The sequence below is a fragment of the Streptomyces sp. NPDC005962 genome, from assembly GCF_040629205.1.
Classification (GTDB): Bacteria; Actinomycetota; Actinomycetes; order Streptomycetales; family Streptomycetaceae; genus Streptomyces.
This window is the reverse complement of sequence record NZ_JBEXVE010000001.1, coordinates 647,469-672,203: the sequence shown is the minus strand read 5'-3', so window position 1 is coordinate 672,203 and position 24,735 is coordinate 647,469. Positions and strand designations below refer to the sequence as shown.

Annotated in this window: 24 protein-coding genes and 1 pseudogene; 10 read left to right on the top strand and 15 right to left on the bottom strand. The window is 70.7% G+C overall.

What is annotated here, in order from left to right:
- Positions 1-15: 15 nt before the first annotated feature.
- A complete protein-coding gene (locus tag ABZ370_RS03185; protein ID WP_358615558.1) occupies positions 16-684 on the bottom strand; it encodes a DUF4097 family beta strand repeat-containing protein in 669 nt (222 codons plus the stop codon).
- Positions 685-918: 234 nt separating this feature from the next.
- On the opposite strand from ABZ370_RS03185, the gene ABZ370_RS03180 reads away from it, so the two are divergent.
- Entirely contained in the window at positions 919-1,653 is a 735-nt protein-coding gene (locus tag ABZ370_RS03180) for a helix-turn-helix domain-containing protein (protein WP_358615555.1), read from the top strand.
- Positions 1,650-2,135, top strand: a complete 486-nt coding sequence (locus ABZ370_RS03175; RefSeq protein WP_358615553.1) for an NUDIX domain-containing protein — start codon at positions 1,650-1,652, stop codon at positions 2,133-2,135. Before ABZ370_RS03180 ends, ABZ370_RS03175 begins: the two co-directional genes overlap by 4 nt.
- On the opposite strand, the gene ABZ370_RS03170 is transcribed toward ABZ370_RS03175, so the two are convergent.
- Genes ABZ370_RS03170 through ABZ370_RS03160 form a run of 3 tightly spaced genes read right to left on the bottom strand, consistent with a single transcriptional unit; the run spans position 2,116 to position 6,392 of the window.
- Positions 2,116-3,744 (bottom strand): MDR family MFS transporter, encoded by a 1,629-nt coding sequence (locus ABZ370_RS03170; protein ID WP_358615550.1) that lies wholly within the window; start codon positions 3,742-3,744, stop codon positions 2,116-2,118. The genes ABZ370_RS03175 and ABZ370_RS03170 overlap by 20 nt on opposite strands.
- A gap of 57 nt (positions 3,745-3,801) precedes the next feature.
- Complete coding sequence (locus tag ABZ370_RS03165) at positions 3,802-5,022, bottom strand: glycosyltransferase (RefSeq protein ID WP_358615547.1); 1,221 nt, start codon at positions 5,020-5,022, stop codon at positions 3,802-3,804.
- A 59-nt stretch (positions 5,023-5,081) separates the two neighbouring features.
- A complete protein-coding gene (locus tag ABZ370_RS03160) occupies positions 5,082-6,392 on the bottom strand; it encodes a UDP-glucose/GDP-mannose dehydrogenase family protein (protein WP_358615544.1) in 1,311 nt (436 codons plus the stop codon).
- 202 nt (positions 6,393-6,594) lie between these two features.
- Between ABZ370_RS03160 and ABZ370_RS03155 the strand changes: the two genes are divergently transcribed.
- Entirely contained in the window at positions 6,595-7,269 is a 675-nt protein-coding gene (locus ABZ370_RS03155; protein ID WP_358615542.1) for a TetR family transcriptional regulator, read from the top strand.
- Here ABZ370_RS03155 and ABZ370_RS03150 read toward each other — a convergent pair.
- Positions 7,254-8,207 carry a LysR family transcriptional regulator gene (locus tag ABZ370_RS03150; RefSeq protein ID WP_358615539.1) on the bottom strand — a complete coding sequence of 318 codons (954 nt, stop codon included), beginning with the start codon at positions 8,205-8,207 and terminating at the stop codon, positions 7,254-7,256. The genes ABZ370_RS03155 and ABZ370_RS03150 overlap by 16 nt on opposite strands.
- A gap of 93 nt (positions 8,208-8,300) precedes the next feature.
- Here ABZ370_RS03150 and ABZ370_RS03145 point away from each other — a divergent pair, with 93 nt between their 5' ends.
- The 3 genes from ABZ370_RS03145 to ABZ370_RS03135 all read left to right on the top strand — a co-directional run bounded on the left by ABZ370_RS03145 (position 8,301) and on the right by ABZ370_RS03135 (position 11,094).
- Positions 8,301-9,590: an MFS transporter gene (locus tag ABZ370_RS03145; protein WP_358615536.1), complete on the top strand. Its 1,290-nt coding sequence runs from the start codon at positions 8,301-8,303 to the stop codon at positions 9,588-9,590.
- A gap of 125 nt (positions 9,591-9,715) precedes the next feature.
- Positions 9,716-10,189: a hypothetical protein gene (locus tag ABZ370_RS03140; protein WP_358615534.1), complete on the top strand. Its 474-nt coding sequence runs from the start codon at positions 9,716-9,718 to the stop codon at positions 10,187-10,189.
- On the top strand, positions 10,186-11,094 hold the full coding sequence (locus ABZ370_RS03135) for an aminoglycoside phosphotransferase family protein (RefSeq protein WP_358615532.1): 909 nt from the start codon (positions 10,186-10,188) through the stop codon (positions 11,092-11,094). Before ABZ370_RS03140 ends, ABZ370_RS03135 begins: the two co-directional genes overlap by 4 nt.
- A gap of 429 nt (positions 11,095-11,523) precedes the next feature.
- On the opposite strand, the pseudogene ABZ370_RS03130 reads toward ABZ370_RS03135, so the two are convergent.
- The 3 genes and pseudogenes from ABZ370_RS03130 to ABZ370_RS03120 form a co-directional block, all read right to left on the bottom strand.
- A pseudogene (locus tag ABZ370_RS03130) lies at positions 11,524-11,907 on the bottom strand (protein kinase); the annotation flags it as partial.
- Between the two features lie 287 nt (positions 11,908-12,194).
- Positions 12,195-12,365, bottom strand: a complete 171-nt coding sequence (locus ABZ370_RS03125; RefSeq protein ID WP_358615529.1) for a hypothetical protein — start codon at positions 12,363-12,365, stop codon at positions 12,195-12,197.
- A gap of 109 nt (positions 12,366-12,474) precedes the next feature.
- Positions 12,475-12,606 (bottom strand): hypothetical protein, encoded by a 132-nt coding sequence (locus tag ABZ370_RS03120; protein WP_358615526.1) that lies wholly within the window; start codon positions 12,604-12,606, stop codon positions 12,475-12,477.
- Between the two features lie 323 nt (positions 12,607-12,929).
- Here ABZ370_RS03120 and ABZ370_RS03115 point away from each other — a divergent pair, with 323 nt between their 5' ends.
- Positions 12,930-14,285, top strand: a complete 1,356-nt coding sequence (locus ABZ370_RS03115; RefSeq protein ID WP_358615524.1) for a tetratricopeptide repeat protein — start codon at positions 12,930-12,932, stop codon at positions 14,283-14,285.
- A gap of 91 nt (positions 14,286-14,376) precedes the next feature.
- Here ABZ370_RS03115 and ABZ370_RS03110 read toward each other — a convergent pair whose 3' ends face one another.
- Complete coding sequence (locus ABZ370_RS03110; RefSeq protein WP_358615521.1) at positions 14,377-15,489, bottom strand: hypothetical protein; 1,113 nt, start codon at positions 15,487-15,489, stop codon at positions 14,377-14,379.
- Between the two features lie 255 nt (positions 15,490-15,744).
- On the opposite strand from ABZ370_RS03110, the gene ABZ370_RS03105 reads away from it, so the two are divergent.
- Positions 15,745-16,419, top strand: coding sequence for a PepSY domain-containing protein (locus ABZ370_RS03105; protein WP_358615519.1), 675 nt, complete (start codon positions 15,745-15,747; stop codon positions 16,417-16,419).
- Between the two features lie 857 nt (positions 16,420-17,276).
- Here ABZ370_RS03105 and ABZ370_RS03100 read toward each other — a convergent pair.
- Positions 17,277-17,750, bottom strand: coding sequence for a hypothetical protein (locus ABZ370_RS03100; protein WP_358615516.1), 474 nt, complete (start codon positions 17,748-17,750; stop codon positions 17,277-17,279).
- Positions 17,751-18,183: 433 nt separating this feature from the next.
- Here ABZ370_RS03100 and ABZ370_RS03095 point away from each other — a divergent pair, with 433 nt between their 5' ends.
- Positions 18,184-18,621, top strand: coding sequence for a hypothetical protein (locus ABZ370_RS03095; protein WP_358615514.1), 438 nt, complete (start codon positions 18,184-18,186; stop codon positions 18,619-18,621).
- An 8-nt stretch (positions 18,622-18,629) separates the two neighbouring features.
- Positions 18,630-19,367, top strand: coding sequence for a hypothetical protein (locus tag ABZ370_RS03090; RefSeq protein ID WP_358615512.1), 738 nt, complete (start codon positions 18,630-18,632; stop codon positions 19,365-19,367).
- Between the two features lie 105 nt (positions 19,368-19,472).
- On the opposite strand, the gene ABZ370_RS03085 is transcribed toward ABZ370_RS03090, so the two are convergent.
- The 5 genes from ABZ370_RS03085 to ABZ370_RS03065 all read right to left on the bottom strand — a co-directional run bounded on the left by ABZ370_RS03085 (position 19,473) and on the right by ABZ370_RS03065 (position 24,653).
- Positions 19,473-21,200 (bottom strand): ATP-binding cassette domain-containing protein, encoded by a 1,728-nt coding sequence (locus ABZ370_RS03085; RefSeq protein ID WP_358615510.1) that lies wholly within the window; start codon positions 21,198-21,200, stop codon positions 19,473-19,475.
- A 519-nt stretch (positions 21,201-21,719) separates the two neighbouring features.
- On the bottom strand, positions 21,720-21,941 hold the full coding sequence (locus tag ABZ370_RS03080) for a hypothetical protein (RefSeq protein ID WP_358615508.1): 222 nt from the start codon (positions 21,939-21,941) through the stop codon (positions 21,720-21,722).
- 141 nt (positions 21,942-22,082) lie between these two features.
- Complete coding sequence (locus tag ABZ370_RS03075) at positions 22,083-22,529, bottom strand: DUF1772 domain-containing protein (RefSeq protein ID WP_358615506.1); 447 nt, start codon at positions 22,527-22,529, stop codon at positions 22,083-22,085.
- Positions 22,530-22,669: 140 nt separating this feature from the next.
- Positions 22,670-23,317: a LysE family translocator gene (locus tag ABZ370_RS03070; protein WP_358615504.1), complete on the bottom strand. Its 648-nt coding sequence runs from the start codon at positions 23,315-23,317 to the stop codon at positions 22,670-22,672.
- A gap of 58 nt (positions 23,318-23,375) precedes the next feature.
- Entirely contained in the window at positions 23,376-24,653 is a 1,278-nt protein-coding gene (locus tag ABZ370_RS03065; protein ID WP_358615502.1) for a thymidine phosphorylase, read from the bottom strand.
- Positions 24,654-24,735: the final 82 nt, after the last annotated feature.

The window sequence follows — 24,735 nt, the reverse complement described above, 5'->3', positions numbered from 1 at the left end:
CTCAGGGGATGCGGGTCAGAGGCTGCGGGCGGTGATGTCGCCGTAGGCGGTGGTCGCGTGGATGTGCAGACCGGCGGCGGCGCCGTCGGTGTTGCCGAGCGCGTTGTGGATGCGGCCGTAGCGGGTTCCGGCGTCCAGGGAGGCGGAGACTCCGCGGGCGGCGCCGACCGAGATCTCGCCCTGCTCGGTGCGCAGCGTGACCTTCCCGCGCAGGGCCTCGGCGATCCGGAGATCGCCCTTCTGGGTGCTGATCTCCGCGGGGCCGCCCAGGCGGCCGACCGAGACGTCACCGGCCATGAGGGTCAGCCGGGCGCTCGCGGCCTCGTCGAGCTTGACCGAGCCCTGCGCGCCCTCGAAGGCGACGTCGCCGAGCCGTCCGACGCCCCGGAACTCGGCGCTCGCCGCCTTCACCTCGACCAGGGAACCGGCGGGCAGCTGAACCGTCACCTCGATGCCTCCGGAGGCGCCGAGGTACTGGTTCTTCGCCGGGGTCTCGATCCGGAGGACGCCGTCCTCGTAGCCGACCGTGGTCTGCTCCGCCGCCTTCACGTCGCGGCCCTTCGAGGCGTCCACGGGCAGGACCTCGACCGTGGTGTCGGCCCGGTCGGCGGCGATGAACCGGACGCGGCCCGCGGGGATGTCGAGAACGGCGGAGATCGGGGCGGGGGTGTCGAACGTGTGCATCGTGTCCTCCTGCGGCTGACTGGTTGCCCGTTGTTTCGAACAATGGAAACGCTACGTTGCGTTCAAGGATTCGGCAACGAACTTGTTGCACCAAAACAATGTCACCGCAGCTAGATGCATAAATATCGTTGCAACAGAGCAGGATTTAACGCAACGAAAGATCGCCAGCTTGTTGCAACGAAGGAGGCGTGGGCACTACCCTGAACGCACCGAGGAGCACAAAGGAGGGGCACGATGCCAGGAGGCAGGCTCACCCAGCAGGAACGCCAGCAGATCTCGCTGGGACTGGCCGACGGCATCGCCTACGCGGAGATCGCCAGACGTCTCGACCGTCCGACCTCGACGGTCACGCGTGAGGTGATGCGCAACGGCGGCCCCACCGCCTACCGCTCCGACCTGGCCCACCACGCGACCGAGCGCCGCGCCAACCGGCGCAGGCAGGCCGCGCCCCGGGGCGCGGCGGCGTCACCGCAGGCCCACGGGCGCGACGCCGAGGCCATGCGCGAGTACGAGGAGGTGTTCACCACCGTCCTCATGGCGTCGGGCACGCCCAAGATGATGGCCCGGGTGCTGGCCTGCCTCACCCTCACCGACGCGGGCAGTCTCACCGCGTCCGAACTCGTCCGGCGCCTCCAGGTCAGCCCGGCGTCCATCTCCAAGGCGATCGCGTTCCTCGACGCTCAGGGCCTCGTCCGCCGGGAACGCGACGAACGCCGCCGCGAGCGCTACGTCGTCGACGAGGACGTCTGGTACGAGTCGATGATGGCCAGCGCCCGGTCCCTCGTCCAGATCGTCGAGACCGCACGGCAGGGCGTCGGCGTCCTCGGCCCCGGCACCCCGGCCGCCGCCCGCATGGAGAACATCGCCCGCTTCCTCGACTTCGTCGCCGAGAGCACCACCCGCGCCGCCGAGCAGGCCCGCGAGATCCTCCACACGAAGCCCGAAGCGCCCTCGGGCGAGACCGGATGAAGCGGCTCGTCGCGCGCCTGTGGCGTTCTCTGCGGGGTCCCGTGCAATGGCGCGTGCTCTGGCTGGCCAACGCGAAGTTCATGGTCGGCGTGACCGGCATCGTGCGCGACGACACGGGCCGGGTGCTGCTGCTGCGGCACCGCATGTGGCCGGAGGGCCGCCAGTGGGGGCTGCCCTCCGGATACGCCGTCAAGGGCGAGGAGTTCGGCCGGACCGTGGTCCGGGAGGTACGGGAGGAGACCGGCCTGGACGTCGAGCCGGGCCGTCTGGTGTATCTCAAGAGCGGCTTCAGGCTGCGCATCGAAGTCGCCTACGAGGCCCGGCTCACGGGCGGCGACCTGAAGCTCGATCCGTTCGAGATCCTGGAGGCGGGGTGGTTCTCACCGGACACCCTGCCGGAGGAGATCCACGCCTCGCACCGGCGCCTCATCCGGGACACCGGTGACGATCCGGGCGCGGGGCCTACTCGTCGGACAGGGTGAGGTCCGGCACCCGCCAGGCGGCGATCACGAAGGCCAGCAGCAGCACGGCGGCGCCGGTGAGGAACACGATCTGCAGGGAGCTGACGTAGCCCTCCAGGAAGGGCTTGGCGACGCGCGGGTCGAGGGTGTGGAGGAAGGCGGAGTCCTCCAGGTTGACCTTGCCGCCGGGGCCGACGGCCGCCTTCAACGCCTCCGCGTTCGCGGGCTGTTCGGCCAGTTCGCGGTACGAGGGCTGCTGGAGCGCCTCGGTGAAGCGGTCGCCGATCCGCGTCCCCGCGAACGAGAACAGGATGGAGACGAAGGCGGCGGCGCCCACCGTGCCGCCGTTGGAGCGGAAGAAGTTCACCCCCGCGGTCGCGGCGCCCATGTCCTTCCGGGGCACCTCGCTCTGGGCGAGAGTGGTGAGCGTCTGCATGGCCGCCCCCAGTCCGGCGCCCATGAACACCATGCCGAGGGAGATGTGCCACAGCGGGCTGTCCACCCTCAGCGTCGCGTAGACGACCATGGCGGCCGTGAACGAGCCGATGCCGGTGACCAGATAGACCTTGAACCGCCCGGTCTTGGAGATCAACCGGCCCACGACGAGCGTGACCGTCAGGTTCGCCGCGACGGTGGGCAGCGTGGCGAGACCGGCCTCGATCGGGGTCATGCCCTTGACCAGCTGCAGATACAGCGGAAGCGTCGTCATCGCGCCGAACATGCCGATGCCGACGATGAAGTGCAGCGTCGTGCCCAGCCGGAACGACGTGATGCGGAACATCCGTGGCGGCAGCAGGGCCGCGTCCCCCATCCGCCGCTCCACCAGGACGAATCCGGCCAGGCCCAGCACCCCGACCGCGTACATGGCCAGCGACTGCGGCGCGCCCCAGCCCCAGCTGCGCCCCTGCTCGGCGATGGTGAGCAGCGGGACGAGACCGACGGCGAGAGCGGCCGCGCCGCCGTAGTCCAGGCGGTGCTTCACCGGGCGGTGCGGGACGAGGTGCAGCACCCGCAGGATCACGGTGATGGCCAGGATCGCCAGCGGCACGTTGATCAGGAAGATCCAGCGCCAGCCGTCGATCCCCAGCAGGCTCTCGTGGCCCGCCAGCGCCCCGCCGACGAGCGGGCCGACGATGCTGGAGCCGCCGAAGACCGCCATGAAGTAGCCCTGGTAGCGGCCGCGTTCCCGGGGTGAGGTGATGTCGGCGACGATCGTCATGGCGAGCGACATCAGCCCGCCGCCGCCCAGCCCCTGGACCGCCCGGAACGCCGCCAGCTCGTACAGCGAGGTGGCGACCCCGCACAGCAGCGAACCGGCGGTGAACAGCCCGATCGCCCACAGATAGACCGGGCGGCGGCCGTGGATGTCGGAGAGCTTGCCGTACAGCGGGGTCGCGATGGTCGCGGTGATCAGGTAGGCCGTGGTCACCCAGGCCTGGGCGGTGAGGCCGTGGAGATCGTCCGCGATGGTGCGCAGCGCGGACGAGACCACGGTCCCGTCGAGCGCCCCCAGGAACATCCCGAGTACCAGACCCGACATGACGGTGGTGATCTGGCGGTGGGTGAGCCGTACGGGCGGGCCGTCCGCGTCGGGGGCCGCGCCCCGCTCGGTCGTGTCGGAGGTGGTCACGAGGAGGTCCGTCTCTTCCCGGGGGTCGCTTCGTACCGTTCGGCGTGCGGGGCAGGGCTATCCGGCGAGCTTCTCCAGATCGCCGACGGCGGTCTCGATGCCCGGCGTGGCCAGCATCGCCAGCCGCGCCGCGCGGGCGCGGGCGGTGATGGTGCCGTCGGCGAGGACGTCCCGGCAGACGGCCGCGACGGACTCGGGGGTGGTGTCGGTGATGTGCCGTCCGAGGCCCAGCTCCTCGACCCGGCGCGCGTTGGAGTGCTGGTCGCCGAACTGCGGCAGGACGGCCAGCGGGGTGGCGGTGCGCAGCGACTCACGGATGCTGTTGAAGCCGCCGTGGGTGAGGAAGACGTCGACGGACTCCAGCAGGATCGGCTGCGGCAGCCGCTCGGTGACGTGGACGTGCGGCGGGAGGCCGTCGGTGTCCAGGGGGACGCCCGAGGTGGTGAGGACGACGGTGCAGTCCTCCAGCCGCGACACGGCGTCGGCGATGGTGCGCAGCGTGGCCGTGGGGTCCGGGAACCCGGGGGGAAGCTCGATGTCCCCTTCGGCGTCGCTCATGATCTCCAGCATCTTCGGCATCGCGGTGCCGATGGCGGCGTACACCAGGGGCCGGTCGGTGGGGAGTTCGGCGACCCAGCGCGGAAGGACGGAGGCCCGCTCGACGTCCACGGTCTGCCGGTACGACCAGGTCGGGGGCAGGTTGCGGGCGAAGGTGAACTCCGGCGGTACGCAGTCCACGCGCCCGTGCGGTGCGATGGACAGCGGGTCGTCCTGGGTGGGCAGCCCCACCTCCTCGCGGGTGGCGTTGAGGTACGGCAGCACATCGGCCGGGTCGACGATGTTGACGGCCCCGGAGGGGGTGGGCAGCTGGGGTATGCCGAGGCGCTCGGCGATCAGAACGGCGCCCATGTCCATGCCGTCGCGCAGGATGAGGTCGGGCTGGAACTCCTTCACCGTCGGGAAGACGGTCTCCAGGGAGATCTTCGCCCCGCCCGCGGCCATACCGCGGAACATCAGCCGTCCCATCGCGGTGTGCAGCGCGGCCGTGTCGTCCTTGGGCAGCGCGGCCAGGTCGGCGGAGTGCTCCTGCATCCGGGCGCGGGGGTCGAGGTCGGGCATGACGGTGGTCACGCGGACGTCGTCGTCCTGGAAGACCGGTGCCAGGCTGGGGTTGGTGACCACCAGCACCTCGTGTCCGGCCGCGGCGAGCGCGCGGAGCAGGGGCAGCTGGGCGCGCCCGTGGGAGGCGCTGCCGGTTGTGGTGCACAGGACCCGCATGGGGTGAACCTTTCTGTTCGGTCGGTTCGGTGACGTGGTCGGGCCGCGTCGCGTACGGCTCAGCCGCGCGGTGCCAGGGCGGGGGCGCGGCCGACGCCGTGCCACCGCAGCCCGGCCCGCTCCAGCCGGACCGGGTCGAGGAGGTTGCGGAAGTCGTGGACGGTGGGTGTGGCGAGCCGCCCCGCGATGGCCTCCCAGTCGAGGTCGCGCAGTTGCGGCCACTCGGTGAGGACGACGCACGCGTCCGCACCGGCCGCCGCGTCCAGCGGGTCGTCCACGAGGGTGAGCAGATCGCTGAGGTCGGGGCGGGTGGTGCCGCGCAACGCCGGATCGTAGGCGAGGAGTTCGGCGCCGCGCTCCTTCAGGAGCCGGGCGATGGCCAGCGCCGGTGAGTCGCGCAGGTCGGAGGTGCCCGCCTTGAAGGTGAGGCCGAGCAGGGCGAGCCGTACGCCGTGCAGCGAGCCGTCCCCGTTGCCGCACTCGGCGACGATGCGCTCGACGAGCCGCTGCTGGTGCTCGACGTTGGTCTCGATGGTGGCCCGCAGCAGCGGGAAGTCGACCCCGGCCTCCTGGCAGATCGTCAGCAGGGCGTGGGTGTCCTTGGGCAGGCAGGAGCCGCCCCAGCCGGGGCCGGGCCGCAGGAACGCGGGGCCGATGCGGGGGTCGTGGCCGATGCCGTCGGTGACGTCGCCGATGTCGGCGCCGAAGTGCTCGCAGAGGGTGGCCAGGTTGTTGGCAAAGGACAGCTTCATGGCCAGGAAGAAGTTGGCCGCGTACTTGGTGAGTTCGGCGCTGGCGGCGTCGGTCAGCACGACGGGTGCGTCGAGCGTGCCGTACAGGTCGGCCACGCGCTGGGCCGCGTCCCGGTCCGCTTCCTTCTCGGCGCCGATCACGATGCGGTCCGGGTGGAGGAAGTCGTGGACGGCCCGGCCCTCGCGGAGGAATTCCGGATTGCTGACCACCGTCACGTCCGGGCGGCCGAGCAGATCCGCGACGCGCTGGGCGGTGCCGACGGGCACGGTGGACTTGTTGACCACCACGCTGCCGTGCGGCAGGACGGTGCGGATCTCCCCGGCCACCGACTCGACGGCGGCCAGGTCGGCCGCGCCGCCCGCTCCCATGGGCGTGGGCAGGCAGAGGAACACGACGTCCGCCTCCGCCACGGCGGCCGCGGTGTCCTGGGTGAACTCCAGGTGGCCGGTGGCCACGGTGTCCCGGACGAGGTCCGGCAGGCCGGGTTCGAGGATGTCGACCTCCGCCCGCCGCAGCCGCTGGACCTTCCCGGAGTCGGCGTCCGCGCACACCACGTGGTGGCCCAGGGACGCCAGACAGGCGCCGGTGGTCAGTCCGACGTAGCCGGTTCCGATCACGGCGACATGTCGACCAGGTGCATCAGACACAGATGATCTCCCAACCCCATAAGTCATCGATCGTTGACTTATCGATCATCGTGCATGTGCGGGTGACGAAAAGTCAACGAGCGCTGACAACGATCGGTGACTTTGAGACAGTCAACAGAGCCAGGAGGATGGGCGACCGGCGAACAGCCGTATCTGCGCGAGGAGCTATCGGGTGAACGAACCAGCGAACGAACGGACTTGCGGGGAATCCGCCTCACCCGCCGAGTCCGCCGCCCCACCCGCTTGCGCGCCCGCACGCAAGCGCAGCGCCGAGCTGACGCGCACCGCCCTGATGTCCGCCGCCGCCTTCCGTTTCGGCCGGTACGGCTACGACGGCACCAGCGTGCGCGACATCGCCGGGGACGTCGGAGTGGACGCGGCGCTCGTCTACCGGTACTTCGGCTCAAAGGAGGCGCTGTTCGAGACGGTGTCGAGCAACTCCAAGGTGTTCGAGCCGCTGCTCGACGTACCCCTGCACTGCGTCGCGGACTGGTTCGCCGCACTGATCGCCGGGGAGCCCAAGGACGCCGACTTCCCCCACCCCGTGCTCACCGTGCTCCGCTCCTCCAGCCGCGACGAGGCCATCGGGCGGCTGCGCGAGGAGCTGACCCACATGTTCACCGAGCGGTTCGCCGGACGGCTGACCGGCCCGCACGCCGAGGTACGGGCCGAGCTGATGATGGCGTGGGTGCTCGGCACCAGCCTGATGCGCGGCACCATCCAGACCCCCGCGCTGGCCTCGGCGACGAACCAGGATGTCTTCGAGCAGTTCCTGCGGGCCGGGATCGACGTCCTGATCAGCCCGGAGGCCGCGAGCCTCAGCCGCGACCCTCAGTCGAGGAGCTGACCGCGACGGTTCAGCAGGAACCGTTTGAAGGCGGCCACCGGGGGTGTGTCGGGGTGGCCGTCCAGCCAGGCGACGCCGATCTCACGGACCGCGCGCGGCGCCGTGACCGTCAGCTCCGCGACACCCGGGCGGGGCACGGCGGGCGGCGGCAGCAGCGCCACGCCGAGCCCCGCGGCGACCAGCCCGCGCAGCGTCTCCGCCTCCTCTCCCTCGAAGGCGATCTTCGGCGTGAAGCCCGCCTCCGCGCACAGCGCGTCGGTGATCCGGCGCAGCCCGTAGCCCGGTTCCAGGGTGACGAACAGCTCCGCCGACGCCTCGGCCAGCCGGACCCGGCGGCGCCCGGCCAGCCGGTGGTCGTCCGGCACCACCAGCCGCAGCCGCTGCTCGTCCAGGCGGCGGGCGACCAGATCGGGGGCGTCGGGCACGGGCGAGGTCAGACAGAGGTCGAGGCCGCCCTCGCGCATCCGCTCGATCATCGCCTGGCCGTAGTTCTGGACGAGCTGGAAACGGACCCGGGGGTGGTCGACCCGGAAGCCGCGGATCAGGCCGGGTACGGTCTCCGGGCCCAGCGTGTGCAGAAAGCCGAACGCGATGAGGCCCGCCGCCGGGTCCGCGTCGGCCCGTACCGTCTCGGCGGCCCGGTCCACCTCGGCCAGCGCCCGTTCCACCGAGCGCAGGAACGTACCTCCCGCCGGGGTGAGCGCCACCGTACGGCCACGGCGGGCGAACAGCGCCACGCCGAGGTCCTCCTCCAGCCGCGCCATCGCCCGGCTGAGCGTCGACTGCGGCATCTGAAGCTCCTGGGCGGCCCGGGTGACGTGCTCGTGGCGGGCGACCGCGGCGAACTGGACGAGGCGGGGCGTCAGGGCCGTCGCCCAGGACTCACCCTCGACCTCGACTGTCACCGGAATGTCGTTTTCGTTGCTGATGCGTGACATAAACGGTCCTGACCTCTGCTCATGCTGTCGTGGATCGATTATCGCGATTCCGTGCATTGGACGCATCAAACCCGGTGTACGTACCTTCGAACCATGCCTCCCGCTGATACCGGGGCGTCCACCTACCGCCGCGTGGACGCCTCCGCACCGCCCGTCTCCTCCTCCCCCGAGCGCATGGCCCCCGGCCGCCCCGGCTACATCCGGATGAGACTCGCGCTCTTCACGGCCGGACTCGCCACCTTCGCCCTGCTCTACTCGACCCAGGCGCTGCTCCCCGCGATCTCCGACGACCTCCACGTCCAGGCCGACCAGGCCAGCTGGAGCGTCTCCGCGGCCACCCTGGCGCTGGCGCTGGCGGTCGTCCCGCTGAGCGCCCTGTCCGAGCGGTTCGGCCGCCGCACGATGATGACCGTCTCGCTGACGATCGCGGTCGCGGTCGCGCTGGTGGTGCCGTACGCCCCCGACCTGGGCTGGCTGATCGCGCTGCGCGCGGTCCAGGGCGCGGCGATCGCCGGAATCCCGGCCTCCGCGATGGCGTACCTCTCCGAGGAGGTCGAACCGCGGGCGCTGGTCGGCGCGATCGGCCTGTTCGTGGCGGGCAACAGCGTCGGCGGCATGAGCGGCCGTCTCATCACCGGCTGGGTCGCCGACGGCTACGGCTGGCGGATGGGCCTCGCGGCGGTCGGCGCCATGGCGCTGGTCTGCGCGATCGCCTTCCGGCTGCTGATCCCCAAGGCCCGCCACTTCTCCCCCGCCGCGGTCAGCCCGCGGGCCCTGGCCCGCACCGTGACCCGGCACCTGTCCGACCCGCTGCTGTGCCGTCTGTACGCCATCGGCGCGCTCTTCATGACCGTCTTCGGCGGCGTCTACACAGTGATCGGCTACCGGCTGGTGGAGGAGCCCTTCGGGCTCTCGCAGAGCATGATCGGCTCGATCTTCCTGATCTACCTGGTGGGCACGGTCTCCTCCGCCGCCACCGGCAAGCTGGTCGGCCGCCTCGGCCGCCGCGGCGCGCTGTACATCGCGGTGAGCACCACCACCGCCGGGCTCCTGCTGACCCTCGGCGACTCCCTGGCGCTCGTCCTGCTCGGCCTGGTCCTGATCACCGCGGGCTTCTTCGCGGGCCACGCCGCCGCCTCCTCGGCGGTCAGCCGCACCGCGAAGACGGGCCGCGCCCAGGCCGCCGCGCTCTACCAGACGGCGTACTACACCGGCAGCAGCGCGGGCGGCACGCTCGGCGCCATGGCCTTCCACTCGGGCGGCTGGACCGGCACCGTCGCCCTCGGCCTGCTGGCCGTCGCCGGTGCCACGGCCATCACCCTGTACGGGACGCGCAGGGCCCGGGTCGAACGGCGGCTCTCCCCCGCCCCGGCCCACGCCTGACGCCACCCCCACTGAGCCCGAAGGGGCCGCCCCCGCCACTGTCCGGCGGGCGCGGCCCCTTCGCCCGTTCCGGCGCGGTCAGCGCCCCGGAATTCAGAGGCGCCGGGCCCGCCCGGAGCCGGACAATGGCGCACATGGTCGTCTTCCGCTGCCGCCGCTGCCACGGCGACATCACCGCCCCCGTACGAGAGGTCCCGCTGCCCGACGAGGACAGCACCCCGGCGCCCTACGAACTGCCGGAGGGCGAGGAGTGCCCGCCACGCATGCGCCCGGGCACCTTCGCCTACGACCCACCCGAGGCCGGGGAGCGGGTCTTCCGACCACATGCCCCAGGCGCGACCCTGGGCCTCCAGCGCGCAGAGCTGAACGGCATCGTCCTGGCCCGATCCGATGTGCACGGCACCGAGCTCACCTCACTGCGCGGACGCCGCAACGGCTGCTGCGGCCTGGACGGCTGCGACGGCCCCAACCTCGAATGCCGCCAATGCACAGCCGAACTGGCCACCGAGCGCTCGGACTGCTGGACCCCACAACAGGTCACGCTCGTCCCCACCGCCGTGGAAGCCGTCGACACCGGCAGGAATGGTCGCCTCCGATGAACGAGACGCCCGAGGTTTTGCCGTTGCCGGACCGGAAACCGGTCGACGCCGCGGTGGCGGGCAGGTTGATCGCCGCGCAGTTCCCGCAGTGGTCCGACCTTGAGGTCCGGCCGGTCGATGCGCAGGGTTGGGACAACTGCACCTTTCGCCTCGGCGACGAGATGCTGGTGCGGCTACCGACTGCCGAGGAGTACGCGCTGGCGGTGGAGAAGGAGCACCGGTGGCTGCCGGTGCTCGCACCCGCGTTGCCGTTGGAGGTCCCGGTTCCGCTGGCCAGAGGCGTGCCCGATGAGAGCTTTCCGCGCGACTGGTCGGTCTATCGGTGGATCGGTGGCGAGCCTGCGGCCCGTGCCGTCGTCGAGGACATGACGGCGTTCGCCATCCACCTTGCGAAGTTCCTCGTGTCCCTGCAGCGGATCGACCCGACAGGCGGACCGGGCCCGGGACCGCACAATTGGTTCCGAGGCGGACCACTGACAACCTACGACGGGTGGGCCCGGGCAGCCCTGGAGACGTTGGACGGCCTGATCCGGACCGAGACCGCCGAGGAGATCTGGGAACGGGCGTTGCGAGCCTCGTGGGACGGTAAGCCAGTCTGGTTCCACGGTGACATGGCCTCGGGGAACCTTCTGGTGAAGGACGGTGCGCTCGCGGCCGTCATCGACTTCGGCACCTGCGGAGTCGGAGACCCGGCCTGCGATATGTCGATCGCCTGGACGATGCTGACCGGCAAGAGCCGGGCCGCGTTCCGCGATCGGCTAGAGGTAGACAAGGCGACCTGGGAGCGTGGACAAGGCTGGGCGCTCTGGAAGGCCCTGGTCGTCTGCGCCGGAGCGGTTCGCGATGGCGACGGCCTGCCGACGGATGCGTCGTTCGTTCTTGAGGAGATCGTCGCCGCCCATTAGCGGCTGGACCGAACGACAAGTTGAATCTGAAAGTTCAAACCCATAAAGGCCGACTCCGCCCAGGCCGTGACGACCGATCAAGACTCAGAGGAACCTCAAATAAATGAAGGCTCCGTTGACGCACCGCAGATGACTCGTGCATTGTTCGTGACGCAGGTATCGCGAGGGGGAATAGAGGCGGACCCGCAAATAGGGGGACGGGTATTGCTAAACGCATACCGGCAGCGGCATGCGTTCGCCCGTTCCTGCTGCTCGATCTCGCATGCCGTTTTCACCGAGGAGAACTCTGTGTTTAGCGCCATGGATATTGGCTCACAAATCGCCCTTGTTGTGGTACTTGTTCTGCTCGCCGCTGCAGGCCTGGGCGGCGTTGCGTGGCTGAAGCGTCGGGACCGCTCTACCAGGGACGACTGACCCGTCAGATGCAGATCAGCAGGAGGACCGCAGTTCCGCGCAGACTTCGGCGCTGGTCGGACGGTGGGACGGTGCGGGGCTCAACATGGCGTCGATGAGCCCGCCCAGCACCCCGGACACGTTCACCGGCCGATGCGGACCGTCCACGATGGCTTGCCGCTGTTCCTCACGGCTCGCGTCATCGGGGTACGCCACATGCCGCAGCCCGGTGGCACTGATGAAGAAGGAGGCGCCCAGCGCGTAGACGTCGGCCGCCGTGGTCGGCGTGGCCGTACCGGTCTCCAGCACGCTCCGCGAGATCTCCGGGCTTTCGTAGTGGACGAGACAGCCCCGGAAGCTGAAGTCGTACACGGCGGGGATGTCCCCACCGCGTGCCAGGGCAAGGTCGATGAGCACCGTTCCCGTAGTCCGCACGATCGGGGCAGGGCCTTGCCCGGTCGCCGGCGGAACGTCCGGCGACCGAAGTCATGGGGTCGATTACTCGGGACGGCGGAGGTTCCCTGGGTCGGCCGTCCACTCCTGTCCGCCCTTCTCGGGGCGGAGGAACGCGACGAGCGGGCCCGGCATCCCGTGATCGAAGGCAAGCTCGCTGATGTGGCAGACGGCTTGGAGAACACCGACCCGCTCCGTGGCGGCGTCGTAAGCCTCCTGGCCCGGTTGTGGGCCCCTGTATGACGTTGACTGGTTCACGCCGGCAGTCCCCAACGTGCCGCCGCACGCGGCACTTCGTGGGTGGGGTGCTGACGGCGCAGCAATTCGTAGTCGGCCGCCGCCTGGTAGTTCCCGGCCTGCTTCGCCGTCTCGCGCAGCGCGGCGTACTTCTGGCATCCCGCGCATGTGGGGGTGTCGTCGCTCATGTTCCGCTCCCCCGCCCGAGATGCTTGTCGATCTTCTTCTTCAGGGCTTCCGCACGCTGGTCCAACTCCTTCGGAGTGGGTCGCTCGGGCGGAGGCGGCGCGTCCGCGCTCACCGCGTCGATTCCAGCGCTCGGTGCTGCTCGTACCGGTCGATGTAGAGCGGCACGGGCTCGGTGTCCCACGCGATGGGGAAGCGGTCGGCGACCGGGATGCGCGAGAGCGGGAGCGTCGGAGGATTCACGTGGCAGACGGAGACAGGCAAGTAGCGCCGGGCCGGGGCGAGTGTCGTGGCCGGTGCCGAAGCACGTTCCGGGGCACCGGCTGTGTCCTGGGGTGCCGGGGCGGACGCCATCAGTCGTAGCCCCCACTCAAGGATGATCCGGGCGATAGCCTTCTTCACTGTTGGCGCTCCATTTCAGCGTTGACCATGCCCCCGGGCCGGTCGCACGGTCACGGGGGCCTCTTCTCGCTCTAGGCAACCGCCCCGCTACGCAGAGCGGTACCGTGAAAGCCGCGGCAGCTTTCAAAAGCGTCAAAAGCTGTGCGCACAGGGGAGGGTGGACCATGGCGAACCGGACGCCGAACCAGGACCTCGAGCGGCTGTTCCGCGAGACAGGGTGGACGCTGCGCCAGTTCGCCCAAGCGGTGAACCGCGTCGGCACCGAGTGCGGCACACCGGTGGCGTACACGCCTCAGACCGTTCATGCGTGGCTCAAGGGGCACGTCCCCCATGAGGAACGACGCGTGCTGATCCTCGAAGCGCTGGCCCGCCGGCTGCATCGGCCGATCACCCACGCGGACGCCGGATTAGCCGTTCCGCAGGATCAGCCGGGTAGCGGTCCGGGCATCAATATGGTGGAGGAGTTGGCTGCCCTGGGGAGGAGCGACATGGACCCGTCCCGCAGAAGTATGCTCGGAGCAAGTCTCTTCTCGGTGGCGTTGACCGTACCGGGGTGGCCGGAGGTGGCAGGGCGCCTTGAGTCAATTCCGACCGGTAAGACACATCGCATCGGAATTGCGGATGTCGAACTGATCACGGACGTGACGAAGCGGTTCTCCGAGCTGGACGACGAGCGCGGGGGCCGTATCGCACGACCCAGCGCCGCATCATTTCTCGTCAACGTCCTGACACCTCACCTCAAGGCGCAGGCATCCGACACAGTACGTAAAAGGATGCTGGCTGCCGCCTCGGAGCTGTGCTACCTGATCGGCTACATGGCCGTTGACGAAGGATTACACGGGACGGCCCAGCGGTATTACGTAAAGGCTTTGGAGCTGGCCGGGGCAGCGGACGACCAATCGGGGTACTGCCTCACGCTGCACGGCATGAGTTCCCAGGCCGCGAACCTAGGACATGGCCCGTCGGCATTGCGCCTGGCCGACGCAGCGGCCGGTGCAGCACCCGACGCCAGTCCCAACATGCGCGCACACTTGGCGTCTCAGCAGGCATTTGCGGCCGCCGTGGCGGGAGATCGTTCCAGCGTCAACACTCACTTGCGGCGAACCGAAAAGGCCATGTCCCACGCGGAGCCGGAGGTTGGCAAAGTGGTGGTCGGCCATTTCAGCGCTCCGACCCTCACGCGCTTTGTCGCGCAGGTCAAGTACGGCTTGGGCGAGACTTCCGGGTCCATCGACCCCATGAGGGAATACGTCGCGTCATTGACCGGGGATCATCGGCGACGCCGTCGCGTTCTGGAGACCGCCAAGTTGGCCTACCGACAGTGCGAGATCGGGCATCTCGAAGAGGCGTGCGCCACCTGGGACGCATGCCTGGACGACTACCCGCGCGTCCGATCGGGACGATGCGACGACCAGATTCGCGACATGTTCTCAATGGTCCGACCCCACCTGAAGAACCAGGCGGCACGCGAACTCCACGAGCGCGCCCGCACGGTCGTTCCGGCCTCACTCGTGGGCTGATCGTCGGCCGTCGGACCGCCCCAGCGCGTTCACGGACCGGGGCCGCAAACCTCGGCGCGGCTCCCCGAGGGCCCGGGTCGCCGCCTCCGCCTCAACGGCGCGCCTCCGGCACCGGGCCGGGGGACGGTGTGCCGGTGGATGGGGTGACCAGGGCGCCGAGGAGCCAGGCGGCGTCACGGCGCCCGGTGACGACGAGGACCGGCCGGTCGCCGTCCCGGCATTCGATGACGATGGCGTCGTACTTGTAGATGCCGTACCAGCCGGCCGGGTCGTCGGGCCGCAGCCCCCGGACCTGCCGCACGGTCAGCGTCTCCGGGAGCGTCCTGCGGGCAAAGCGCCCCGTGGGGTCCGGGGTGGCCGCCGGCCGTCCGTCCCCGACCACCACGTGGTCGCAGCCGCCACCGCTGTAGGGGACGTCTCCGTGGACCGACGCGCGCAGGCACCGCCGCTCCGTGGCGGGAAGCGCGACGATGTCGCCGGTGTCCGCGGCGCGGGCCGTGCGCCGCCGCAGCCACGACGCGTACAGGGCGGCCAGGCCGACGGCGGGCGGAATACCGGCTGCCGTGATCACGAACGCGTCCCGCACCCCGGCGCCGACCATGCCGCCGAGGAACCCGGCGCAGCCCAGCAGGACGCTCGCCACGAGCGCCACGGTGAGCGGCCAGGAGGCGGTCCGCGCCGTGAAGGGCGTGCGGTTGCGGTGCCCCACGCCGATCAGGAGCATGACGAGCCCGAACGGCAGCGCCAGGAGAGCGAAGGCCGTGGGAAGCCGCCAGTCGTCGGCCGGTGACGCATGGGTCTCCTGCGCCACGGCGCCGAACCTCACGTTGCGGATCTCACCGCGCCAGTACGTCAGCGTCACCTCGTCGCCCACGCGCACGGCGCCGTACACCGGTTGCCGCCCGGTCATGCGCACACGCCGCACCGCGTCCGAGCCCCGTTCGGTGACGAGGAGCCAGTAATGGACGCTCTTGCCGCTGGGCTGATCCTCGGTGCCCTCGACGGTCGCCGGAACCGCCACCCTGCACGAGTCCGACCGCGTGCCGCCCGGGCAGGCGGGCGCGTCGGCGTACGCCCGCTTGTCCGCCAACGCGCCCGGCACGGTGGCGAACAGCCCGGCGGAGAGCAGCACACACAGCAGGCCGAACCCGGCGGGCAGCAGCCACGCCCCCGCGCGGCGCGCTCTCGGTCCCCGATCCGTCATCCTCAACGCCCCCTCTGCCCCTGGGCCGTGCCCGGCCCCCCTGCCTGGACATTACGGCGTTGCCGGTGAAACCCGGAATACCCGGGTTCGGGTGGGGAGCCCGGCGCGTTTCCTGAAGACCGCTTCAGGATTTCAGGCTGCGTTCAGGTGCGGTTCGGCAACGTAGTGGGCGTCGGAAGGGCGCGGCAGGGCCCTTCCGACGGAAGCGAAACCGCGACACGAACCGACCGCCACACGAACCGGAGGAACGTCCTTATGAAGGCCACCGCCAAGCGCACCCTCGCCCCCCGCGCCATCGTCCTCGGCACGGCCGCCGCCATCGCTCTGATCGGCGGCACGGGCGCCGCGACCGCCTTCGCGGACGACGACGGCCCGGCGCCGAAGTCCTCGGTCAAGCTCACCCAGAACGAGCGCCACCTGGACGACACCGCCGAGGACCGCACGCAGGCCAAGGCCGACAAGGTCGGCTACGACGAGGCCACAGCGGCGGCCCTCAAGGCCGTCCCCGGCACCGCGACCTCCGCCGAACTCGACCACTCGGACCGCAACGGCTCCCTCATCTGGGAGGTCGACGTCTTCGGCAAGGACCACAAGAACCACGACGTGACGATCGACGCGGGCAACGGCAAGGTCCTCAACCAGCACACCGACCGCGACGACGACGCCGCCGAGGACGCCCGCGAGACCCAGGCCCTCCTCAAGGCCGACAAGACCGGCTACGACCAGGCCACCACGGCGGCCCTCAAGTCCGTCCCCGGCACCGCCGTCTCCTACGGCCTCGACGACAACGACCGCAACGGCTCCGCCGTCTACGAGGTCGACATCCTCGGCAAGGACCACAAGAGCCACGAGGTCACCGTCGACGCGGCCAACGGCAAGGTCCTCAACCAGCACGTCGACCAGGACGACAACGACGGCGACGACGACTGACCAGCCCCCACCCGACGCCTCCCCCACAGCCCGAAGGGGCCGCCCCCGCCACTGTCCGGCGGGCGCGGCCCCTTCGCCCGTGCGCCACGGCCCGGACTATCGTTCGGCACGCCGCCGTATCCGCCACGGGCCGCACTGGGTCTTCAGCCCCACGCCGCTCGCTGCGGGTCCCAGCTCCCTTTCACCGAACCGTCCAACAGCGGGTCGACGAAGGATGCCGCTGCTTGAGCCGCTTCCTGAAAGGTGCGGCAACCGGCCAGCCCCAGAACCAAGGACGCCTGCTCCGGGTATCGAGTGGGCCAGTCAGGACCAGGGGATGCGAACGCTTCGGGTAAGGCCACGGTCAGTCCCCTCGCGCGGCGCCTGTCGGCTTCGCGGTGGAGGTAGCCCATCTTCCGCTCCGGCCGGACGGAGTCGCGTCATCAGGTGCTGACGCGGCCTCACGGTCGGACGACACCAGTTCCTGCCGCAGATTATCGATGCTCTTTCTGGCTGTGGCCCCAGGCGAGCGGGCCACCAGCACCGCCCGCCCGGAGCCGGACAATGGCGCACAGGGTCGTCTTCCGCTGCCGCCGCTGTCACGGCGACGTCACCGCCCCCGTACGAGAGGTCCCGCTGCGCGCTCGGACTGCTGGACCCCACAACAGTCACGCTCGTCCCCACCGCCGTGGAAGCCGTCGACACCGGCAGGGACCTTCAAGCCCCGTCAGGGGGCGGACTGTAGGCGATCGCCAGCCGTCACCGCATGCCCGAAACGATCACCATGGGACGTCTCCGACGGGTCGCGTGACGTGTGAATGTCCTGACCGTTCCGGTCACTGTGGGGCGGGACGCGCTCGCCCGGATGTGCCGAGCGCCTACAGAAGCTGATCCTGGAGCGGGTCTTCGCCGTGGCGGGAGCTGTTCCCGCCGAGGTCGGTAGTGGCGGCGCGCAGCGCGGACCACTGCAGGACGGCGAGCCCGGCGACGGTCAGCGCCTGCACCGGAATCCAGACGGCGCCGGCCGTGGTCGGTTCGAGCCAGAGCGTCAGCGCGGCGACGCTGAGGACGGCCCACAGCAGATTCGCGTCGACGACGGCCGTCACGGGCAGCCGCGACGGCTGCCGACGGGTGGCGAGATATCCGACTCCGGCCCCGAACAGAGCGAGAAATACGCCCAGTCCGAGCAGGACGGTGTCGTCGATCCCGAGCAGCCGGCCGAGCGGCCCGGACCCCGTGACGTACGCCAGTCCGTTGGCGCCGGTGACGAGGGCGTCGAGGGCGAGGAACCGGCGCAGCATCGTCTGCGGCTCAGTGGTGCGGGAGATACCGGCGAGCAGAGTTGCGGACATGGCGGATCGGCCTCCATCGAGGTCATACGGGCTGGTCGAGGTACCGGAACTCGGACGGAGTGCGCCGCCCGAGTTCCGGTACCGCAAGGGTGCCGAGCGGAGTGGGGGGCGTCGATGACGTGCGAGGTAATGGAGGCAGGGATTCACCGCCCAGGCACGGGCCTGACCCCGGACCGGTACGCCGACATCGGGGTGCACAACTGGCAGTTCGGCGGGCGGCCGTCATGACCGAAGACATCCAGGCCGACGTCACCGCCGAAGCTTTCGGACCGCTCAGCGACCTCGTGTTCCACCCGAACTCGCGGATACATCGGCCTGACGCACGCCGGTGACCCGTGGGTTCGGGCTGACCTTCGGTTTCCCGGTCCTGGCGCCCGTCGTTCCATGCCACGCTCTAGGCTGTCGGCCCGTTTCCTGCGCTATGGGGGTAGTCATGCTGACCGAGGTACTCACCGCTGCCGCGGCCGCCGGGGGCGGTGCGCTCGTGCAGGCTGCGGGGACGGACGCCTGGAACGGGGTCCGGGACGCTGTGGCCCGGCTGCTCGGCCGCGACGAAGTCCGGCGCGAACAGGCGGAGCGCGAGCGACTCGACCGGACCCGCGCGGTGCTGGAGGCCGCGGAGGAGGGTGAGGCGGAGCGGGTGCGGGCGGCGCAGGCGGCAGCCTGGCAGAGCCGTTTCGAGGCCCTCCTGGAAGAACTGCCCGACGCGGGGCGGCAGCGGGTGGTGGCCGAACTGGAGCGCCTGGCCGCCCTGGCCGGAGACGCCCGGCCGGCGGAGACGGCGCACAACGACTTCCGCGGCGCCCGGTTCGACCACAGCCAGGTGCAAGGCAGCGGCACGATGACCGTGACGAACAACTACGCCGAGTAGGACCGCCGGTGGGAACCGACGGCACCTCGCCTCGTGGGGACGAGCGGAACGGGAACGAGCGGAACGGGAAGGACCGGGAGCCCGCGGGCGGAACAGTCCACAACGACTTCCGCGGCGCGCACTTCACCCACAGTCAGGTGCAGGGCAGCGGCGTCACGAACATCGCCGGTGCCGTCCAGCGGCGTGCCTACCTCGTCGGGAGCCTCGCGGTCGCCGCGGCAGTCCTCATTGTCGTGATCACGTGGGGGCAGGGAGCGGACTCATCCCGCGATGCGGACGCCGACGCCGGTGGCGTCGCGTCGTCGGCGCCCGCCCCGCCCCTGCCTTCGGCCCCGGCATCCACCGCTCCGGCATCCACGGCTCCGGCATCCACCGCTCCGGCGTCCGCCCCGGACTCCCCGGCTTCCCCCGAGCACACCCCGCTCGACAGGCAAGCCGTCGACCGCGTCTTCCGGGAGTATCTCGATGCACTGGTCAGCCACGACATGACAGCGTTCCGCCGGGCAACCTGCCCCCGGCTGCGCTCCACGCTGGTGGGGTTCGCGCTCAACGATTACTACGTTGCCCGCTGGAGAGTCCTTCCGTACGAGATCCCCGCGGCCGACGACCGATTCAGCCTGGACGTGCGGGTCACCCAGCGGGACCCCGGCTCCGGGGAACTGGCGGGCGACGTCACGTACCAGTGGATTGCCGAGCGCGACACGGACGGGAACTACTGGGTCTGCGGCTGGCTCAACGAACGGTGAGCGAACGCCACCGGCCCTGAACGGGAGTGGAACCCCTCCTGGGCAGGGACGCCGCCCGCGAGGCGTGGGCGCGCCTCGCGGACGACCGGGCGGCGGGGGGCCGGTCTAGCGGTCCTTGGCCAGGGCAACCAACTCGGCGAAGAGGCCACCCGCGTGGGCGAGTTCGTCGTAGTGGCCCTGTTCGATGATGCGGCCGTTCCGCATGACGATGACGCGGTCCGCGAGGCGGGTGTTCTCCAGCTGGTGGGTGACGACGATCGTCATGCGCTCGGCGGCGATGCGTTTGACCTCCAGGAAGATCTGGTGCTCGCCGCGTGGGTCCATCTGGGACGTCGGTTCGTCCAGGATGAGCAAGGGGGTGCGGCGGTAGAGGGCGCGGGCGCAGGCGATGCGCTGCCACTGGCCTCCGGAGAGTTCGGCGCCGCCGAAGAGTTCGCGGGCGAGGAGGGTGTCGAGCTGCCGGGGCAGCTTTTCGACGGCCTCGCGCATGCCGACGGCGTCGACGGCCTCCCACACCGGGATGTCGTCGTAGGTCTTGGGCTGGCCGAGGGTGATGTTCTCGCGGGCGCGCAGGGGCCAGCAGGCGAAGTTCTGGGGGACGAGGGCGGTGCGTGCCCAGACCGCGTCGGAGTCGGCGTCGGCCAGGTCGGTGTCGTCCCACCGGATGTGGCCCTTGTCGGGGAGGAGGATTCCGGTGAGGAGCTTGGTCAGGGTGGACTTGCCCGAGCCGTTCTCGCCCACGACGGCGAGGATCTCGCCGCGTCGCAGGGTGAGGGAGACGCCGTCGACCGCGGGGTCGTCCTTGCCCGGGTAGTGGTAGACGACGTCGTCGAGGCGGATCTCGTCCACCCGGTCCGGGATGGCCGCCTCCCCGCGCTTCGGGGCGCGCTCGGCCGCCATGTCGAGGAAGGAGCGCATGTCGGCGAGGTAGAGCGAGGTGTGGAACATCGCGGCGCCGTGGATGACGAGCTGGGAGAGCGCGGCGAGCGTGGCCTGGACGGCGACGACCGCGGTGGCCGCGACGGGCAGGGCGACCCGGCCGGTGGTGGCCAGCCAGGCGAGGGCGGCCCAGGTGCCGAGGAGGAACAGGCCGCCGAGGGCGGAGGTCGCCAGGGTGATGCGGAGCATGCGGGGCGCGGCGGTCAGGGTGCGCCGGTCGATGCGCTCGGACAAGGCGCGGTACCAGTAGACGAGGTAGCCGGTCATGCCGTTGGCGCGCACCTCGTCGCCGTACCGGGCGTACGTGGCCCACCAGCGCATCATGCCGCGTACGTTGCGGTCGCCGACGTTGGCGTAGTGGGTCTCGTAGTCGACGCGGGCGGACAGTACGGCGCCCAGACCGGCGGGCAGTACGGCCAGCAGGAGCAGCGGGAGCATCAGCCAGTGGAGGACGGTGATGACCCCGCCCGCGGCGATCATACGGACCAGGGCGGCCATGAACCGCTGGGCGTCCTGGACCATCAGCCGGGTGCGGGTGACGCCGACCTCGGCGGCCTCCTGACGGTCGGCGAACCCCGGCTCCCCGTAGGCGGAGGCCTCGACCCGGCATACGGCGGATACGAGGGCGGTGTCCGCCTCGGACGTCAGGAGCGGGGTGATCCGCCCGTCGGCGTACGAGGACAGAGCGCCGCTGATTCGGCCGGCCGCGGCGGCCACGGTCACGACGACGAGGGCGGGCAGCGCGGCGTGCAGGCGTTCGGAGACGGTGCCCGCGCCGAGGACGTGCGTCATGGCCCGCGCGGTGAACCCGAGCACGCACGCGGCCGCGGCGCCGGTGAGGAGCTGGCAGGCGAGGAGCAGCACGACCGCGCGCCGGTCGACGGCCCACGCCATGCGCGCGGTCTTCTTGAGCACCCCGGGAAGCCGCGAGCACATCGTGGCGAAACTGGCCTCCGCCAGCGGGTTCTTACCGTGCTTCCCCTCGAAGCCGATGACAGCCGGGGGCGGAGGGGGTGGAGGGGATGGAGCGGGTGGCGCTGCGGAGCCTTCTGTCGAGGTGTCGGTCACGGTCACCGGGAGCCCTCCTCAGGTCGCCGCCGCACCTGGATGGTCCGGCGATGACAGGCTCAACGAGCCGGTGGGCGTTTCGAACGCGCGCGATTCCGGACGAAGCGGGGGCCCGGGAACGCGGGGGCATCGAACGCGTGGTCGCGTACCGCGAGGCTTCCGGCGCGGCCGGGCGTGGCCGAAACGCCGATGGCTGTGACGTGGGTGACGTATGAGGTTCCGCGGGAACGACGAGGGCCACATGAGATGGCGTCACATTCGGGAAGAAGAGGAGTGATTCCCCAAACACATTCCCCGGGCCGCCGCGGAGGCCCGGGGAAAATGTTCGTTCTGCTTCAGAGCTTTTCAGTCGTTGCCCACCTCGAGCAGCCAGCCATCGCTCTCCTCGGTGCACATGTAGCCGCCCGCGTGACCGTTGTCCGTCAGCGCCGCACCCTTGTCCGTGCACGCCTGCAGGGTGGGGAAGCCACGGTATTCATCCGCTGCCTGCGCCGCCCCCATGCCGATCGTGGTGACCGCCGCTATACCGGCCAGGACGACAGCTGCCTTGCCAAGCTTCTTGCGCATATCCTCGCTCCTCCGAAGTATTTCCGTGAACGATCACTACGCTGCCCGACCTCGCTAATGGATCACTTAGTGATCACTAATGGATCGGTAAGTGATCACTAACGTTCGAGGGACAGCCGTGGCGATGGCCGCGGGCAGGCCTCAGACGAGGGCGACGGCGAACAACGCGAAGGCGAGCACGATGACGCCCACACGGACGTAGTGGAACCGTTCCCACCGCCGCATCTGCTGCTTCCAGTCCGCGGGTGCGCCCTCGTGCGACCACGTCGCGACACGCGAGTTGATCGGCACGAGCAGCAGGATCGACATCACCACGCTCAGCACGAGCAGCGCCGTGCCCGTGGCGATGACCGACGCGCCCGCGCCGCCCCACGCCAGGGCGGCCCACACCGCGCCGAGAACGACCGAGCCGATGTACCAGAACGGCATGACCTTGCCGAGAACGCGCGCCCCGTCGCTGCGGGCGGCGAGCCCGCCGTCGTCCGGGAGCCGGTCGAGGATCGGGTTGACGAACACCGCCACCGCGAACTCCACGCCCACCATCAGCCCGACCACGACGACCGTGACGACAGCGAGTACGTCCTGCATGACCCCTCCCGAGGACTTGACCTAGCGGCGCTAGCTCTTAGTGCGATACTAAACGCGCCACCGCTACATTGTCTAGCGTCGCTAGATTTAAGGTATGGGCCTCGCACCAGGGCGCCCAGCTGCGCCACCGCTCGGGCGACTTACTCCGTGCGGCCCGTCGCCGCCACCGTGACGCCGAGGCCGATCATCGTGAGGCCACCCGCGCCGCCGACCATGGCGAGGCGTCGGGGGGAGCGGGTGAACCAGCCTCGGGCGGTGGCAGCGGCCAGGCCCCAGACGCTGTCGGAGGCGATGGCGATGGCACTGGCGACCAGGCCGAGCAGCAGCATCTGGAGCACCACGTGCCCCTGGCCACGGTCGACGAACTGAGGAAGGACGGCGGCGAAGAAAACGATGGTCTTGGGGTTCGCCACGCCGACGACGAACCCTTCGCCCAGGGTGCGCAGGCTGCCGCGCGGGGCGGGGACGGCGCCGTCCCCGGCGACGGCGGCGGGGAGGGCGTGGCGCCTGCGTACGGCCTTGACGCCCAGGTACACCAGGTACGCGGCGCCCGCCAGCTTGAGCGCCGTGAAGACGAGGACCGAGCGCTCCACGATGGTCCCGACCCCGAGCGCCACGGCCACGACGAGGGCGTACGAGCCGAGGGCGTTGCCGAGGACCGTGGTGAGGGCGGCACGGCGGCCCAGCGCCAGCGCGCGTCCGATCACGAACAGCACGCTGGGGCCGGGGACGACGATCAGCAGGAACGACATCGCCGCGAAGGCGAGCAGTCGGTCGGTGGAAGGCATACGGGGCAGCGTAATGACGGACGCCGCTGCCGCCCATGGGTTGAACCGGCGCGCGAGGTCAGGCGATGCGCTCCAGGACGATCGGGCTCGGGGTGAACGCGGTGTCCCCCGGGGCGTACTCGGTGGCGCCGTCCAGCGCCTCCAGCGCGTACCCGAACGCCGACGGGGTGTCCGTGTGGAGGGTCAGCAGGGGCTGCCCGGCGGTGACCTGGTCGCCCGGCTTGGCATGGATCTCGATGCCCGCGCCCGCCTGGACGGGGTCCTCCTTACGGGCGCGCCCGGCGCCCAGCCGCCAGGCGGCGACGCCCACCGCGTACGCGTCGAGGCGGGTGAGGACGCCGGTGGACTCCGCGGTGACGACGTGCTGTTCGCGGGCGGTCGGCAGCGGCGCGCCGGGGTCGCCGCCCTGCGCGGTGATCATGCGGCGCCATACGTCCATGGCGGTGCCGTCGGCCAGCGCCTTCGCGGGGTCGGCGTCGGAGAGGCCCGCCGCGTCGAGCATCTCGCGGGCCAGGGCGAGGGTGAGTTCGACGACGTCGGCGGGGCCGCCGCCCGCCAGGACCTCGACCGACTCGCGGACTTCGAGCGCGTTGCCCGCGGTCAGCCCGAGCGGGGTGGACATGTCGGTGAGCAGGGCGGTGGTGCGGACGCCGTGGTCGGTGCCGAGGCCGACCATGGTGGTGGCCAGTTCGCGGGCGGCGTCGATGTCCTTCATGAAGGCGCCGGAGCCCGCCTTGACGTCCAGGACCAGGGAGCCGGTGCCCTCGGCGATCTTCTTGGACATGATCGAGGACGCGATGAGCGGGATCGACTCGACGGTGCCGGTGACGTCGCGCAGCGCGTAGAGCTTCTTGTCGGCGGGCGCGAGGCCGTCGCCCGCCGCGCAGATGACGGAGCCGACGTCGCGCAGGATGGCGAGCATCTCGTCGTTGGACAGCGAGGCCCGCCAGCCGGGGATGGACTCCAGCTTGTCGAGGGTGCCGCCGGTGTGGCCGAGGCCCCGGCCGGAGAGCTGCGGCACGGCGGCTCCGCAGGCGGCGACCAGGGGCGCCAGCGGGAGGGTGATCTTGTCACCGACGCCGCCCGTGGAGTGCTTGTCGGCGGTCGGGCGGGGCAGCGAGGAGAAGTCCATCCGCTCGCCGGAGGCGATCATCGCGGCGGTCCAGCGGGCGATCTCCGCGCGGTCCATGCCGCGCAGGAAGATCGCCATCGCGAGGGCGGACATCTGCTCGTGGGCGACCTCGCCGCGCGTGTAGGCGTCGATGATCCAGTCGATCCGGGCGTCGCTCAGGCGGCCGCCGTCGCGCTTGGCTCGGATGACGGAGATGGCGTCCATGTGCGCGTCCATGTGCGGAGGGGCCTTTCGTAAAACGGGCGTGAGGGAGCGCTCATGCGATGCGCTCAGAGGTGCCGGACGT